This is a genomic window from Pseudoselenomonas ruminis, from assembly GCF_008271295.1.
GTDB lineage: Bacteria > Bacillota > Negativicutes > Selenomonadales > Selenomonadaceae > Selenomonas_A > Selenomonas_A ruminis.
In genome coordinates this window covers 318,992-333,974 of sequence record NZ_VTOY01000002.1, presented here as the reverse complement: position 1 = coordinate 333,974, position 14,983 = coordinate 318,992, and the positions used below count along the sequence as shown (strand labels likewise).

The window sequence follows — 14,983 nt, the reverse complement described above, 5'->3', positions numbered from 1 at the left end:
GACCATCTATACCGTGGTCAGGCTCGTTTCAGCTATTGATAACACCGGATGGTTTAGCACTTACAATTTATTAGAGTTTTGAGAGGAGCTTTTCGCGCAGTTCGGTAGGAATGTTAAGGATGTTCATGGCGTCTTGAGCGCTTAGATGTTGTGCTGCCATCAGATTGCGGATTGCTGTCAGTAATCCTTCAGTGAGGCCCTCTGCACGGCCCTCATTTAATACTTCATTCATGATTTCGCACATCTTAGTCACCCCTTTATCGTTAGTTTTGTAAAAACGGACTCGTTCCGCTAGTTCGGGATAGTACATATCGTCGGCATCGGTACAGTGAAAGTCATGCATCAATCGGCCAAGTGAATCATCGGTAGATTGACATGCGGCATTCACATAGATGATATCCGCACCGTCATGGAATAGAGAATTTTCCATTTCGTGAATAGTTCGGTGAATATGGTAGATTGGTTTACTGCCTTTTAAAACATCATGTTCGGTAATGAATATCACACAAGTTTTGGGTAAATCTTTCCAATGGGTATTTTTCTGTACTTCCATAGCATCGAGTAGACTGCTGTTATAGCGGGCTCGAAGTGGGATAGCTCCAGCGTCGCTTCGCTGGACTTCGAAATCGTAGGAGATTCCCTCAGTGTCTTTGGCAAAAACGTCAAAACGAACTTCACGTCCGTAAAGGTTAGGAACAGTATTTTGGGTAATCATATCAACGATTTTCAGATCATTACGCCCCTTAATGATGCGCAGGAGTAATTCCATTCCTTGTGGATACCCGTCGAAACAACTGTTAAAAAAGGTATCATCCAGTAATTTGAATCGCTGGATGCGTGTTAAATTTCGTTGCCGACGCAATTCTTCTTGTGATACCGTTTTAGACACCTTCTTTCTTAAATTATAAAAAAATTCAAGATGTGTTGCAAGAGATTTGTTTCGTACAAAACCTATGTTCTTACTGATATTATATCACTTAAAGAACATAAATTCTATATAATAGAAAGTATACATAAGCTGTTTATACATAGGGAAGAGATAAGAAACGATGCGTGTAAAAGAAGGAGAAACGGGCTGTAAGTCGAATATATTTATTATATTGTAGGAAGAGAGGACGAAGGATTTTGAAGCTATCGAAAGAGGACAGATATATACGTCGCCGCTTGTGACAGGGAAGGAAGCAGGCGCGGGAATTTTATTATTGCCGCAAGTATCCAATCAACCCCAAGAAGATAGTTTTTACCACCATTGAAGGAACGACTGGCTTTTCCTGCAATCCGAAATACATTGCCTTGGAACTGTTGCGCCGCCGGCAGGATTTAGACCTTGTCTGGCTCGTCGATGATATGAGCAAGGAATTCCCAGCTGGCATTCGCAAGGTAAAGAATACACTCAAGAATCGTGCGTACGAACTATCTACGGCGGCAGTCTGGGTCGACAACAGCCGTAAGCAGCTCGAATGCCGGAAACGTCTAGGGCAGTTTTATCTGCAGACTTGGCATGCAAGTATTGCAATCAAGCCGATTGGTCTCGAGCGTGGGGGCTCGTTTTCAAAGATAGCGAGAATGGTAACAGAACATGATTCGCGTATGATTGACTTGTTTGTCATCAACTCTGCTTGGGGGGAAGAACATGCGGCGCTCGGAATGCTGTATCATGGAAAAATGATACGTACCGGCTCAGCTCGGGTGGATGCACTGATTAATGATAGAGACAACATCCGGTGCAAATTCCGTGAAAAATATGGTTTAGCTAAAGATACAAAGATTGCAATGTATGCGCCGACATTCCGCAGCCCCGAGTGTGAAAAAATCTCTGTAAATTAACTTTCCTCGAAAACATAAGGTCTTCTATGATAAACTATAATCAAATCATAGGAGGCCTTTTATCATGGCAAGACAGAAAAAAGAGATTCACAAAGTAGAAATGACCGATGGCAAACGTGCCATCGGTCATTTCTACTGTTCTAAGAGTACAACATCGAAAGAGCCACAGACATCCAAGATGCCCTAAAAGATTTGCTCGGTGGTACCATCAAGCAAATGATGGGAACGATGCTTCAGAGGGGGGGCAGATCTGATGTTACCGATAAAATCCTGCCTCAAATTAGGGAATATCCGGCGGCATTGAAGCATTGGTTTGATAATTGGGATGTAATGTTTTTATTTATCCAATAACCATTTCAGTACATTTTCTTTGCGTATGCCATCATAATCTGCCGTAGCACCGACTTCATCAAGGGTTAGTAAGTACTTTGGATAGTTGTCCTTGATTCGTTGCAATGGCTTTAGTTCTCGTTCCATGACTTCTGTTTGAAGTGTCGATTCAGAAACTTGATAATAGGCAAGACCTTGAGCGTTTTTGGCAACGAAATCTACTTCGCCGTTTGTCATGGAACCTACGTATACTTCATAGCCACGGCGTAATAACTCCAGATACACGGTATTTTCCAGGATATGTCCTGCATCCTGTCCATGCCGTCCTACCTTTAGATATCGCAATGCTGCATCGGTTATATAGTATTTCGGATTAATCTTCAACAATTCCTTGCCTTTGATGTCGAACCGCTCAGCTTGATAAATGAGCATACTGTCCTGTAGACCGGTCAGATATTTCTCAACCGTTTTGCTATCAATTTTACGGCCTGCACTAGTCAGGGAGGCAGCAATCTTGCGTATAGAGAGAAGACTTCCCACATTTGCAAAAAGGTATTTGACAATGCTTTCAAGCATCTTGACATCATTCACATGCAGTCGTCCTACTACATCCTTTAGGATGACAGTATTATAGAGACCGAGCAAATACTCGTTGATGTCCTGTTGTTTACCTTCCAGCTGTAAAGTATAGGGGAAGGAACTTTCCGTAATATAATGTTCATAGATTTCCCGAAGAGAATGGTTGGACTTAAAACTGCTGGCCTCATAATGCTCTTTGAATGATAGGGGAAGCATTTTTAGCTCGACATAACGGCCCGAGAGCATGGTAGCCAGATCACCGGACATGAAATATGCGTTGGAGCCGGTAATGTAGATATCGGTATTTTCTTTGATGAAAAGACTGTCGACAGCCTTTTCAAAATCCGGTACATGTTGTATTTCATCTAGGAAGATATAATTCATTCCTGTTGGCTGCATGTGAGAGATAACATACTTATAAAGAGCATGGTATTCCTGCAGATCTTCAAAAGCCAAGTCTTCAAAATTGATACTGATAATATTTTCTCTGGGAACACCTTGCGCTAAAAGATCGTTTTGGAATAACTCGAAAAGTTTTGACTTTCCGCAGCGTCTGACTCCGGAAACCACTTTTATAATATTTTTGTTCTTATGACGCTTCAAAAACTCCATGTATTCTTTTCGTTCTATAAGTTTCATAATTCCCTCACTTTCTGGTATATAGATTTTATTCTTTATGAATTAATATTATATCAGATATATGGAATAAAATCCATATATACAACGATGAAGAATTGGTAGACAGGGTAGAAATACGCACTATATGATATAATGTTGATAAGAATCTTGGGTGAATGTTTAACTGATGGGGGATTGCGATGGCGGAAGAGATAAAGCCGGAACTTTTGGAATTTTTGCAGGCGGGGGGACTGCCGTATCGGATTTTGGTGGTGGAAAGCCTTTATTATCTGCCGGAACTTAGACAAATGTTTCCGCAGGCGGAGATTTTTGCCGTGGCGGCTGAGGAGGAGGCCATCGAGCCTTATGGGAACTGTCAGGTGGATTTCCGTGTGGTGGACTATCTGTCGGAGCGGCTGCCCTTTGAGCGGGAGTTTTTTGATTACATTATTTCGGATCTGACGCTGGAGGCGGTGGCCAATCCGCAGGATATCGCGGCGGGCTTTTCAATGTATCTGAAGCAGACGGGCTCGTTTTTGACGAGTTTCCGCAACATCCGTCACTGGTCGATACTCGAGGAGATGATGGAGGGACATTTCTACCATCTGGTGACGAGACTTTATGCCAAAACGGAGTTTGAGCGCCTGCTTTATGCGTCGTATTATAAAAATGTCCGCGTGCGGCCGCAGGTACGCCGGGCTGACACAGATATTGTGGAGCGGCTGGTGGCGGCAGGTTTTGAAAATATCCATGAGGATTTGGAGACGGAGTTCTGGCTGGTGCAGGCGGATCGTTCGATGCCGGAAATGGCACTTTTGAAGTCGATGTATACGAAAGAGCAGCGCAAAGAGCTTTCCGATTATCTGCACCGCATTGAGTATGATGTGGATGCGGAAAATCAGTGCCGCTTGTTTTGGGCGTTCTATGAACAGATTTCGCTGTTCCCCGATTATACGGCGAATTTTATCCGTCAGGCGGTGTTCCATCCGGAATCGTTTTATCGGCGGTTGATGAAGTATTCGCGTCGGGAGCTCGATGAGATTTTGGCGATGCTCGAATGCACGCGCGAAAATGCTACTTCGCAAGATGAGCTTCGGTGGATTGATAAAATCGAGCAGGAGCTGCAGGGAATGAAGTGAGGGTTGAGGATGGATTTGACGATAAAAAAAGATTTGGACGACACAAAGGTAGCCTTCATTACCTGCGTCAATAGTGAGGACTGGTATAGCGAATGCCGCCTTTATTTGGAGAGCCTCAAGATTCCGGCTGGCATGACGGCAGAGTTTATCCCCGTGAGGGGCGCTTCTTCGATGTGCGAAGGCTATAATATTGGCATGAATCAGTCGGATGCAAAATATAAAGTTTATCTGCATCAGGATACGCTGGTGGTCAACAAGCAGTTGGTGCGCGATTTGAAGCAGCTCTTTGCAGATAAAACGGTGGGAGCGGTCGGTGTGATTGGCTGCCGTAGTTTGCCGCGAAGCGGTGTCTGGTGGGACGGTTTGCGGACGTATGGCCGCGTGCTTCACGCCTGCGAGCCCGAGAGTGTCGTGGATTCGCATTGCCGAGAGCCGGAGGGAAACTGCCAAGAGGTGGAGGCTGTCGATGGTCTCTTTATCGCGACGCAGTATGACATTCCGTGGCGCGAGGATTTGTTTACGGGATTCCATCTCTATGATACGTCGCTTTGCAAGGAGATGCAGCGGCGTGGGCTCAAAGTTGTGGTTCCCAATCAAGAAAAAGATTTCTGGTGTATCCATTGCCCGAAGGAAAAACCACTGGCGAAGGAGTATAAAGGATATCAGAAGATCTTTGTAAAAGAATACGGTGGGGAATTGAATCCGGAAGTGTAAGAGAAGGCCTTTCCTAATTGGAAGGGCTTTTTTTGTAAAGAGAAGCAGGAAATTAATCAACTTTGTAGAATATAGGAAAATATGCGAAACTATGAGACAAATTAGGAGTTCTTTTGGAATGGATCACGATGCTTTGAATTGGCTTAGCTTGGCGGATAAGTTTGCGGCAGAGGGCGACCCGAAGGGGATGCGCGCCTGTGCACGGGAACTTTGGGATATGGATGCGGAGAGTATGGACGGTGCGGCCGTTATGGCTGAGGCCGCCCTGTATTCCGGTGAGCGTGAGGAAGCGCAGGCCCTGGTGGAGGAAATCCTGGCCAAGAAACCGAAGCATTTGCGGGGACGCATGGTGAAAGCTGGCCTGGCTGCCGTGGAGTTCCGTCTGGATGAGGAAATTCCGCTGTTGCAGGAGATTATCGCCGAGGTGGAACGAAAGCGAAATGCCTTGGAACCAGATGATGCATACTTCGGTGTGTTGACGCATATCCTGAAGAAAGCCCGTGGCTGGCTGGCAGATGCTGAGTATCTGGCGGCACGTCCGGATAAGGCGGCAAAGGAGCTTTTAGCCCGCAGTGAAATCTGTGAGGACCCGCTGGAAAAAGCAGAGATGTACAGCAAGTATCTCTTTATGAGCAATTATCGGGAGCAGTCTATCTTTGAGAGCCGTGCAGCGGCAGAGGCTTATGAACCGATGCTTTCGATTACGCCGTATCTTCATGAGGATGTGAAGAAGCTGCCAGAGAAAAAGCTACGCATTGGCTATTTGTCTCCGGATTTTCGCGAGCATGCTGTGGCCTCCTTTTTGGAGCCACTATTAAAGGGGTATGATGGCGAACATTTTTCGGTCTACTGTTATTCGACAGGGCGTTCTGACCATGTTACGAAGAAAATAAGGGCCTGCCATGTTCATTGGCGGGATCTTAGAGGACGCAGTCCGCGGACGGCTGCCCGGCTCATTGCTGAGGATCAGATTGACATTTTGATGGATTTGTCTGGCCATACGCAGGGAAGCTGCCTGCCAATTATGGCTTACCGGCCGGCACCAGTGCAGCTGGCCGGGATTGGCTATATGAATACGACGGGGCTTTCTACGGTGGATTATTTCCTGTCCGACGAAGTGTGCCTGCCGACGGGGGAAGTGACGGCTGAGGGCTTTACGGAGAAGATTCTTCGCCTTCCCGATTCGCATCTTTGCTATCGTCCGGGATTTGCCCGAGAGATACCGGCAGCGGGAACGGAGGCCCCTTGCCTGCGCAATGGGTATGTTACGTTTGGCAGTTTCAACAACTTTGCGAAGGTGACCGATGAGACGCTGCTGATGTGGCGCAGTATCCTGGATCAGGTTCCCGATTCCCGGCTGGTAATCAAGGGGAAAATCTGCAGCATTCCTTCGGGAAAGGCTATAGTGAAGGAGCGCCTGGCGCGTCTAGGCGTGAATATGGCCCGGATTGAATTGCGCCCGTATAGTCCGGATTATTTGGAGCAGTATCGGGATATTGATATCGCACTGGATGCAATGCCTTATAATGGTGGTCTTACGACTTGTGAGGCACTCTTTATGGGGGTGCCGGTGGTAAGCCTGCGGGGACGCAGCCATGGGGCACGGTTCGGCGCGTCGATTCTCACGAATGCCGGCGTGCGGGAACTCGTGGTGGAGAACGATTTAAACTACGTGCGCCGTGCCGTTCAATTGGGGAAATCGCCCGAGCTGGTGGGAGCGTATCACTCCGGTTTGCGGGCTAATTTGCTCAAATCGCCGCTCATGGACAGTAAAAAATACATGAATGCGCTGCAAAATGGTTATCGTCAGATATGGAAGAATTTTTGCACAAATTAAACTATATTAAAAAAACTTGCATTTTTGACAGTAGTCAAGTATAATACCGTAAGGGACGTTCTTGATTCTTAGCGTTTTATAACACTTTGAGAAGTGGGGACATCTTAATAAATTATTTTTTTTCTAGTAAGGGGATTATCTTATGGCTTTCGAAGACAAGACACTCGTATGCAAAGACTGTGGTAAAGAGTTCACGTTCACCGCTGGTGAGCAGGAATTCTACGCTGAGAAAGGTTTCGAGAACGAACCGGCACGTTGCCGTGACTGCCGTGACAAACGCCGTCGTACCCGTGAGGGTGGCGAGCAGCGCCAGATGTACAAAGTAATCTGCGCTGAGTGCGGCAAAGAGACGGAAGTTCCGTTCGAGCCGAAAAATGACCGTCCGGTATACTGCCGTGACTGCTTCGACAAAAAAAGAGCTGAGAGAGAGTAATCTCTTGAAGTTTGCTCAGTGTGTGCTATAATAATAAATGTGCGTGAGCAATGGAGCCCGAGCGAAACGCTCGGGCTTTATTTGTTTCAATGTAAACGCGAAAATATTTGAGAAAGTAGGGATTTTCATGAAAATGAAAAAGGTACTTGCACTTATCGCAGGCTGTGCATTTGCGGTATTTGCACTGGCTGGCTGTGGTGGCAGCAGCAATACGTCTTCGGGCAGCGGCTCGGGCGCTAAGGTGCTCAAGGTTGGTTCTTCAATCGATTTTGCACCGTTTGAGTTCCAGGACGAGAGCCAGAAGGATTATCAGGGATTTGATATGGACCTGATTCGTGCAATCGCCAAAGAGATGGGTTATGAGGTGGATATTCAGAACCTGGGCTTCGATGGCTTGATTCCGGCACTTCAGGGGAAAAATATCGATGTCATCATCTCTGGCATGACCATCAACGATGAGCGCAAACAGAATGTTCTCTTCTCGGATCCGTATTATCAGTCCGGTTTGACGATGGTCGTCCGCAGTGATGAGAAGGCAATCACGAAGTTCTCGGACCTCAAGGGTAAGAAGGTAGCCGTTCAGATTGGCACGACCAGTGAGGCTGAGGTCAAAAAGATTGAAGGCGTTGAGGTCAAAGTTCTCAACACACCGGCTGACTGCTTTATGGAACTTAAAGCTGGCGGCGTCGATGCAGTCGTAAATGATCGTCCGGTCAACGATTACTTCATCACGAAGAACGGCGCTCAGGGCGTCAAGGCTCTCGAAGAGAAGCTGACGGCTGAAGATTATGGTATTGCTATCGGCAAGGACAACAAAGAGCTTCAGGAAAAAGTCAATGCTGCGCTGAAGAAACTCAAAGAGAACGGCGAGTATGACAAAATCTTTGCTAAATGGTTTGGTGAGAAAAAATAATCAGTAAACCTGTATAAAAAATCATCGGTGATATATTTCACCGATGATTTTTTTTGCATAAAAGACAAACTTGGTCAATGTTGACATGTGGGAGACATTGAAATATAATAGGTTTATAGGTTTACAGGTGAGTGAATAATTATTAGCAAATAATCATTAAGAGGATTAGGTGAGGTATTATGGATTTTAATTTCCAACTGGTGCAGGATTCGTTCCCGCTCTTGCTGTTGGGCGCAGGAATCACGATTAAGATTACAGCGCTTTCGGTAGCCGTCGGCATCATTATCGGCTTGTTTATGGGGATTGCCCGCATTGTCCGCATTCGCATTTTCCGTATTATTGCGGCGATATATGTCGATTTTTTCCGCGGGACACCGCTCTTGATCCAGATTTTCCTCGTTTATTTTGCGCTGCCGCTTTTGACCGGTCAGCGCAGTGACCCTTATGTCGCAGCAATCAGTGCCTGCGGGTTAAACTCTGGTGCTTATGTGGCCGAGATTTTCCGTTCGGGCATTCAGTCCATCGACAAGGGACAGATGGAGGCCGGACGTTCACTCGGCATGACCTGGGTGCAGACGATGCGCTATATCATCGTGCCGCAGGCGTTCAAACGCGTTATCCCGCAGCTTGGCAATGAGTTTATCGCCTTGCTCAAGGATTCGTCGCTGGTATCGGTCATTGGCTTTGAGGAGCTCACGCGCCGTGGCCAGCTGATTATTGCCAAGACGTATGCATCGGTGGAAATCTGGACCTGTGTAGCGATTATCTATCTGATTATGACGCTGTCGATTTCCCGTTTTGTCGCTTATCTCGAATGGAGGTTCAAGACTGATGATAAACATTGAGAACCTGTATAAATCATACGGTGACGTCCAGGTATTGAAGGGCGTTGACCTGAACATAAAAGAAAAAGAAGTCGTTGTCATCATTGGACCGTCTGGCTCGGGCAAGAGCACGCTGCTGCGCTGCATGAATTACCTGGAGGTTCCGACCAAGGGCAAAGTCAGCGTCGATGGCATTTTGCTCGATGGTGAGGCCAATATCAATAAAGTCCGTGAGGAAGTCGGCATGGTTTTCCAGCGGTTCAATCTGTTCCCGCATATGACGGTTCTCGAAAACATCATGCTGGCGCCGATGAAGGTGCGCAAGGTTTCGAGGGAAGCGGCCGAGAAGGAAGCAAGGGAACTGCTGGCTCGTGTCGGGGTGGCAGACAAGGCGGACAATTATCCGACGCAGCTCTCGGGCGGCCAGCAGCAGCGCGTGGCGATTGCCCGGGCACTGGCGATGAAGCCGAAAGTCATGCTGTTTGACGAACCGACTTCGGCCCTCGACCCGGAGATGGTCGGTGAGGTGCTCGATGTCATGCGCAAGCTGGCTAAGGCTGGTATGACGATGGTTATTGTCACCCATGAGATGGGCTTTGCCCGCGAGGTTGGCGATCGCCTGTTGTTTGTGGATGAGGGACGCATCATTGAGCAGGGCACACCGAAAGATGTGTTCGAAAATCCGCAGCAGGAACGCACAAAACTGTTCTTATCGAAAGTACTTTAATGGTTATTTGTGTCTCATAAAGAGACAAAATATCGTTCAAAACCGGCGAGATATACATAAGAAATATTGACAGTTTAATTACTAACAATTATAATTGAGAGTGACCACAGGAAATGTGGAAAAGGTAGTTTCTACTTAGGAGGAATCTCAATGGTTGGCAAAGTTAAATGGTTTAGTGCAGAAAAAGGCTATGGCTTCATTGCCCGCGAAGACGGCGATGATGTATTTGTACATTTTTCGGCAATTCAGGACGAAGGGTTCAAGACGCTGAACGAAGGTCAGGCTGTAGAGTTTGATATCGTGGAAGGCGCTCGCGGCCCGCAGGCTTCGAATGTCGTAAAGACTGCCTAATAATCGATGACGAATCCCAGTTCTTGGAACTGGGATTTTTTGATTGGCTGGCAGTGCGGCAAGTTCTCATAGAAATTTCAGATTTTTCTTGGCAAGGAAAAGAAGGGATTCCGCATATTGTGGCGAATACTAAGAATATAAACCTACCGAGAGGAAGGTTAATACGATTAGAGCCATGGCAAAAGCCGTGGTCCATCATAAGAAAGGGGATGTGTCTTATGGCAACATTCACTGTAAGAGGCAAGAACATCGAAATCACTCCTTCCCTGCGTGAGTACGTAGAGAAACGCGTTGGCAAAGTCACGAAGTACTTTGAAAATGTCGGTGACATTTCCGTGCTTCTCACGGTATCCAAAGGCCGCCATATTGTGGAGGTTACGGTACCGGTCCAGGGCGGAATCCTGCTTCGCGGCGAGGAAGCCACGATGGACATGTACACGTCGATTGATCTGGTCGTAGAAAAACTGGAGCGTCAGATTCATAAACAGAAAACGAAACTGGCTCGTCGTTTCCGTGGTGGTGGATTTAAGGCTGAGGCGCTGCAGTCTTCGGTTATCCCGGAGAAACAGGAGGATGAGGAGTACAAGGTCGTGAAGACGAAACGATTCATCGTAAAACCGATGGATGTTCAGGAAGCTGTTATGCAGATGAATCTTCTGAACCACAACTTCTTCGTGTTCCGTGATTCTGAGACGGAAGAAGTCAACGTCGTCTACAAGCGTACGGATGGCAATTATGGCCTGATCGAATCCGGAAACTAACATGGAAAATTCGGACCTTCCCTGCGGGGAAGGTCTTTTTTGATGCCTTTCCTTATTATATATAGGAAAAGAGTTGGATAATAATCTTGCATTAATTGACTTATAGCAAGCAGTTTGTTAATATTGTAAGGTAAGACTATTAATGAAGTGGAGTGATTTTGTTTGCTGGGATTTCTCAAAAGATTCTTAGGTGACAATAACGATAAAGAGATAGCCCGTTATCGCGAGGTCGTCGAGAAAATCAACGCACTCGAGCCGCAGATGCAGAATCTGACGGATGATAAGCTGACTGGCTATACGAATAAGTTCAGAGAGCGTCTGGCGGCTGGGGAAACGATGGATGATCTCCTGCCGGAGGCTTTCGCGGTCGTACGCGAGGCATCACGCCGCGTGCTGGGCATGCGTCACTTCGATGTTCAGCTCATCGGTGGTATGTGCCTGCATGAAGGCAAAATTGCCGAGATGCGTACCGGTGAAGGTAAGACTCTTGTCGCAACGCTGCCGGTTTACCTCAATGCTTTGGCAGGCAAGGGCGTTCATATGATTACGGTCAATGACTACCTGGCTCGTCGCGATAGTGAGGAAATGGGCAAGCTCTACCGTTATCTTGGCCTTACGGTTGGTCTTGTCGTTCATGATATGGATTTCCCAGAGCGCAAATATGCATATGGCTGTGATGTTACGTTTGGTACGAATAACGAGTTTGGTTTCGATTACCTGCGCGACAACATGGTTATCTATCCGGACCAGATGGTTCAGCGTGAGCTCAACTTCGCCATCGTCGATGAGGTTGACTCTATCCTTATCGATGAGGCGCGTACGCCGCTGATTATTTCCGGACCGGGCGCTAAATCGACTGATATGTATGCGGTCATGGCCCGTGCCGTTGCCGGACTCAAAGAGGGGACGGACTATACGGTCGACGAAAAACAGAAAACCGTTGCGCCGGCCGACAGTGTGGTGCCGAAAATCGAGAAGATTCTCGGTATCAACAACCTCTATGCACCGGAAAATATTGAGCTTTCGCACTGCTTTACCGCAGCACTTCGTGCCAAGGCACTGATGAAACGTGACCGCGACTATGTCGTTCGTGGGGATGAGGTCATCATCGTCGATGAGTTTACAGGACGCCTCATGGAAGGCCGCCGTTACTCCGATGGTTTGCATCAGGCAATCGAGGCAAAGGAAGGCGTCAAGATTCAGCGTGAATCCCAGACGCTGGCTACGATTACGTTCCAGAACTACTTCCGCATGTATGACAAGCTGGGCGGTATGACTGGTACGGCTAAGACCGAGGAAGACGAGTTCCTGAAGATTTACAATCTGCCGGTTATCGTAGTACCGACCAACCGGCCGGTACAGCGTATCGATCATCCGGATCTCATCTACAAGACGAAAAAGGCGAAGTACAAAGCCGTCGGCAAGCTGGTAGAAGAACTGCACCAGAAGGGGCAGCCGGTACTTATCGGTACGACTTCGATTACGCAGTCAGAAGAACTCAGTGCTGTGCTTCATAAACGCGGCATTCCGCACAATGTTCTCAATGCGAAGTTCCATGAGAAAGAGGCGGAAATCATTGCCGATGCTGGCCAGCGTGGTGCGGTTACCATCGCTACCAACATGGCAGGCCGTGGTACGGACATCAAACTGGGTGAAGGGGTAGCCGAGCTCGGTGGTCTCTTCATCGTTGGTACAGAGCGCCATGAGTCCCGTCGCATCGATAATCAGCTGCGCGGCCGTTCGGGCCGTCAGGGTGATCCAGGTGAGTCCCGTTTCTTCCTGTCGCTCGAAGATGACTTGTTGCGTCTTTTCGCTTCGGATCGCATCTCGGGCATGATGGACAAGCTCGGTATGGAGGAAGATGAGCCAATCGAGCATAAGCTCATCACCAACTCCATCGAACATGCCCAGAAGAAGGTGGAGGCGCGTAACTTCGACATTCGTAAACATGTCCTCGAGTACGATGATGTCATGAATCAGCAGCGTGAAGTCATGTATGGCGAACGCCGCAAGATTCTCACGGGGGATAACCTGCGCGAGAACATCATGGGAATGGTCAAGCATATCATCAAAGACGAGATGAATCAGTATGCCAATGAGCAGCTGTATCCGGAGGAGTGGCAGCTCGATGGACTCATCGAGGATGCCGAGAAGATTTACGCTCCGGCAGGACGACTCAAGAAGGAAGAACTTGCCGCTATGAGTCGTGATGATCTCAAGGAAGAGCTGGAGAAAGTTGCCGAAGACGGCTATCATCAGCGCGAGCTCCTTTTTGGCGAAGAGAATATGCGCGAACTCGAGAAAGTCGTTATGCTTCGCGTCGTAGATAACAAATGGATGGAGCACCTCGATCATATGGACATGTTGCGTGAGGGTATCAACCTCCGGGCCTATGGTCAGCGCAACCCGCTTGTCGAGTATAAAATCGAAGCCCTTGACATGTTTGAGGAGATGGAAGCTGCAATTCAGGATCAGATCGCTTCGATGATGTATCATGTAAGCATCATCACGCCGGAACAGCAGCAGGCAATGGAAACACAGCCGGAGGGCGAGGCCCCCGCTGCTAACGAGACGCAGAAACAGAAGCTCGAGAAGACCATCGAGCAGCAGCGTTCCCAGCTTTCCGACCATCTGCAGAATGCGCAGGCTTCCCATGGCGATGAAGTCAGTGCTGCCGGCGCAAAGAAAAAGCCGGTGACAAACGACGGTCAGAAAGTTGGCCGCAATGATCCGTGTCCTTGTGGCAGTGGCAAGAAGTATAAGAACTGTTGTGGCAGAAACGAATAAGCCAGCAGTGATTTGCGATAAAGTAAAGGTGGAACCATGTTAGAAGATTTAAAACCACAACTGGGAGAGCTCAAGGAAAAACTTTCCCAGATGGAAGTATCCCTGGAAGTTCCGGCAAAGGAAGAGAAAATCGCCGAACTCGAGTATAAGATGGGCGAGCCGACTTTCTGGGACGATGCCGAGCAGGCACAGAAAATCAATCAGGAACTCAACGATGTCAAGATCAGCGTGGACAAGTATAAGAGTCTTTTGAGTAAGTATGAAGATGCTGAGACCATGTTCGAGATGGGCATGGAAGAAGACGACCAGAGCATGGAAGAGGAAATCAAGGCCGAGCTCGATGCGGTAGCCGAAGGCCTGGAAGCCCTCCAGCTCGAGGTATTGCTCTCTGGTCCCTATGATGCCAACAATGCCATCCTTACGCTGCACGCTGGTGCTGGCGGAACGGAGGCGCAGGATTGGACGCAGATGCTTCTGCGCATGTATGGCCGTTGGGCTGAGCGTCATGGATTTACCGTTGAGACGGCAGACTTGCTGCCGGGCGATGAAGCTGGTGTTAAGTCGGCAACGCTCTTTATCAAGGGACACAATGCCTATGGTTTCTTGAAATCGGAAAAAGGTGTTCATCGTCTCGTGCGCATTTCGCCGTTTGATGCCAACGCCCGCCGTCATACGTCGTTCTCGGCCTGCGATATTATGCCGGAAATCGACGATGCCGTTGAGGTCGACATCAATATGTCGGATGTTCGCGTCGATACCTACCGCGCGTCTGGTGCCGGTGGTCAGCACATCAATAAGACGTCTTCGGCAGTTCGCATGACGCATGAGCCGACGGGGATCGTCGTTCAGTGTCAGAATGAGCGTTCACAGCTCCAGAACCGCGAACAGTGCCTCAAAATGCTCCGTGCAAAACTCTTTGAACTCGAGCTCGAGAAGAAGGAAGCAGAGCTTGCCAAACTCGAGGGCGACCAGCAGAATATCGAGTGGGGCAGCCAGATTCGGTCGTATGTATTCCAGCCGTACACCATGGTCAAGGATCATCGCACGAATCATGAAACCGGTAATGTCCAGGCCGTCATGGATGGCGAAATCGATCCGTTCATTCGCGCATTCTTGAATGCCAAGGCCAATCACGAATTTTGA

Annotated in this window: 14 protein-coding genes and 1 pseudogene; 13 read left to right on the top strand and 2 right to left on the bottom strand. The window is 48.1% G+C overall.

Annotated elements, in window-relative coordinates:
- Positions 1-70: 70 nt before the first annotated feature.
- Positions 71-889: a PD-(D/E)XK nuclease family transposase gene (locus tag FZ040_RS05295; RefSeq protein ID WP_187620253.1), complete on the bottom strand. Its 819-nt coding sequence runs from the start codon at positions 887-889 to the stop codon at positions 71-73.
- A gap of 329 nt (positions 890-1,218) precedes the next feature.
- Here FZ040_RS05295 and FZ040_RS05290 point away from each other — a divergent pair, with 329 nt between their 5' ends.
- Both FZ040_RS05290 and FZ040_RS05285 read left to right on the top strand, forming a co-directional pair.
- Complete coding sequence (locus FZ040_RS05290) at positions 1,219-1,827, top strand: CDP-glycerol glycerophosphotransferase family protein (RefSeq protein WP_149171036.1); 609 nt, start codon at positions 1,219-1,221, stop codon at positions 1,825-1,827.
- A 64-nt stretch (positions 1,828-1,891) separates the two neighbouring features.
- A pseudogene (locus FZ040_RS05285) lies at positions 1,892-2,055 on the top strand (IS256 family transposase); the annotation flags it as partial.
- A 108-nt stretch (positions 2,056-2,163) separates the two neighbouring features.
- Here the strand turns inward: FZ040_RS05285 and FZ040_RS05280 are convergent.
- Positions 2,164-3,375, bottom strand: a complete 1,212-nt coding sequence (locus FZ040_RS05280; protein WP_149171035.1) for an ATP-binding protein — start codon at positions 3,373-3,375, stop codon at positions 2,164-2,166.
- Between the two features lie 179 nt (positions 3,376-3,554).
- On the opposite strand from FZ040_RS05280, the gene FZ040_RS05275 reads away from it, so the two are divergent.
- From FZ040_RS05275 to prfB, 11 genes are all read left to right on the top strand, one after another.
- Positions 3,555-4,493, top strand: coding sequence for a methyltransferase domain-containing protein (locus FZ040_RS05275; RefSeq protein WP_149171034.1), 939 nt, complete (start codon positions 3,555-3,557; stop codon positions 4,491-4,493).
- Positions 4,494-4,502: 9 nt separating this feature from the next.
- Positions 4,503-5,207, top strand: coding sequence for a glycosyltransferase family protein (locus FZ040_RS05270; protein WP_187620252.1), 705 nt, complete (start codon positions 4,503-4,505; stop codon positions 5,205-5,207).
- A gap of 118 nt (positions 5,208-5,325) precedes the next feature.
- Positions 5,326-7,044: an O-linked N-acetylglucosamine transferase, SPINDLY family protein gene (locus tag FZ040_RS05265; RefSeq protein WP_149171032.1), complete on the top strand. Its 1,719-nt coding sequence runs from the start codon at positions 5,326-5,328 to the stop codon at positions 7,042-7,044.
- A gap of 142 nt (positions 7,045-7,186) precedes the next feature.
- Positions 7,187-7,477 (top strand): zinc-ribbon domain containing protein, encoded by a 291-nt coding sequence (locus FZ040_RS05260; protein WP_149171031.1) that lies wholly within the window; start codon positions 7,187-7,189, stop codon positions 7,475-7,477.
- Between the two features lie 127 nt (positions 7,478-7,604).
- Positions 7,605-8,390: a basic amino acid ABC transporter substrate-binding protein gene (locus tag FZ040_RS05255; RefSeq protein WP_149171030.1), complete on the top strand. Its 786-nt coding sequence runs from the start codon at positions 7,605-7,607 to the stop codon at positions 8,388-8,390.
- A gap of 179 nt (positions 8,391-8,569) precedes the next feature.
- Positions 8,570-9,235 carry an amino acid ABC transporter permease gene (locus FZ040_RS05250; RefSeq protein WP_149171029.1) on the top strand — a complete coding sequence of 222 codons (666 nt, stop codon included), beginning with the start codon at positions 8,570-8,572 and terminating at the stop codon, positions 9,233-9,235.
- Positions 9,222-9,941: an amino acid ABC transporter ATP-binding protein gene (locus FZ040_RS05245; protein ID WP_149171028.1), complete on the top strand. Its 720-nt coding sequence runs from the start codon at positions 9,222-9,224 to the stop codon at positions 9,939-9,941. Before FZ040_RS05250 ends, FZ040_RS05245 begins: the two co-directional genes overlap by 14 nt.
- A gap of 150 nt (positions 9,942-10,091) precedes the next feature.
- Complete coding sequence (locus FZ040_RS05240; protein WP_074515525.1) at positions 10,092-10,292, top strand: cold shock domain-containing protein; 201 nt, start codon at positions 10,092-10,094, stop codon at positions 10,290-10,292.
- A gap of 218 nt (positions 10,293-10,510) precedes the next feature.
- Positions 10,511-11,053: a ribosome hibernation-promoting factor, HPF/YfiA family gene (gene hpf / locus FZ040_RS05235; RefSeq protein WP_033171390.1), complete on the top strand. Its 543-nt coding sequence runs from the start codon at positions 10,511-10,513 to the stop codon at positions 11,051-11,053.
- A 162-nt stretch (positions 11,054-11,215) separates the two neighbouring features.
- Positions 11,216-13,840: a preprotein translocase subunit SecA gene (secA, locus tag FZ040_RS05230; protein WP_149171027.1), complete on the top strand. Its 2,625-nt coding sequence runs from the start codon at positions 11,216-11,218 to the stop codon at positions 13,838-13,840.
- 36 nt (positions 13,841-13,876) lie between these two features.
- Positions 13,877-14,983: a peptide chain release factor 2 gene (gene prfB / locus FZ040_RS05225; RefSeq protein WP_033171392.1), complete on the top strand. Its 1,107-nt coding sequence runs from the start codon at positions 13,877-13,879 to the stop codon at positions 14,981-14,983.

Bases quoted from the DNA above. Each gene is read 5' to 3' on its own strand.
- FZ040_RS05260 (WP_149171031.1), top strand. From the start codon at position 7,187: ATGGCTTTCGAAGACAAGACACTCGTATGCAAAGACTGTGGTAAAGAG.
- prfB (WP_033171392.1), top strand. From the start codon at position 13,877: ATGTTAGAAGATTTAAAACCACAACTGGGAGAGCTCAAGGAAAAACTT.
- hpf (WP_033171390.1), top strand. From the start codon at position 10,511: ATGGCAACATTCACTGTAAGAGGCAAGAACATCGAAATCACTCCTTCC.
- FZ040_RS05255 (WP_149171030.1), top strand. From the start codon at position 7,605: ATGAAAATGAAAAAGGTACTTGCACTTATCGCAGGCTGTGCATTTGCG.
- FZ040_RS05240 (WP_074515525.1), top strand. From the start codon at position 10,092: ATGGTTGGCAAAGTTAAATGGTTTAGTGCAGAAAAAGGCTATGGCTTC.
- FZ040_RS05245 (WP_149171028.1), top strand. From the start codon at position 9,222: ATGATAAACATTGAGAACCTGTATAAATCATACGGTGACGTCCAGGTA.
- FZ040_RS05265 (WP_149171032.1), top strand. From the start codon at position 5,326: ATGGATCACGATGCTTTGAATTGGCTTAGCTTGGCGGATAAGTTTGCG.
- FZ040_RS05275 (WP_149171034.1), top strand. From the start codon at position 3,555: ATGGCGGAAGAGATAAAGCCGGAACTTTTGGAATTTTTGCAGGCGGGG.
- FZ040_RS05270 (WP_187620252.1), top strand. From the start codon at position 4,503: ATGGATTTGACGATAAAAAAAGATTTGGACGACACAAAGGTAGCCTTC.
- FZ040_RS05250 (WP_149171029.1), top strand. From the start codon at position 8,570: ATGGATTTTAATTTCCAACTGGTGCAGGATTCGTTCCCGCTCTTGCTG.
- FZ040_RS05280 (WP_149171035.1), bottom strand. From the start codon at position 3,375: ATGAAACTTATAGAACGAAAAGAATACATGGAGTTTTTGAAGCGTCAT.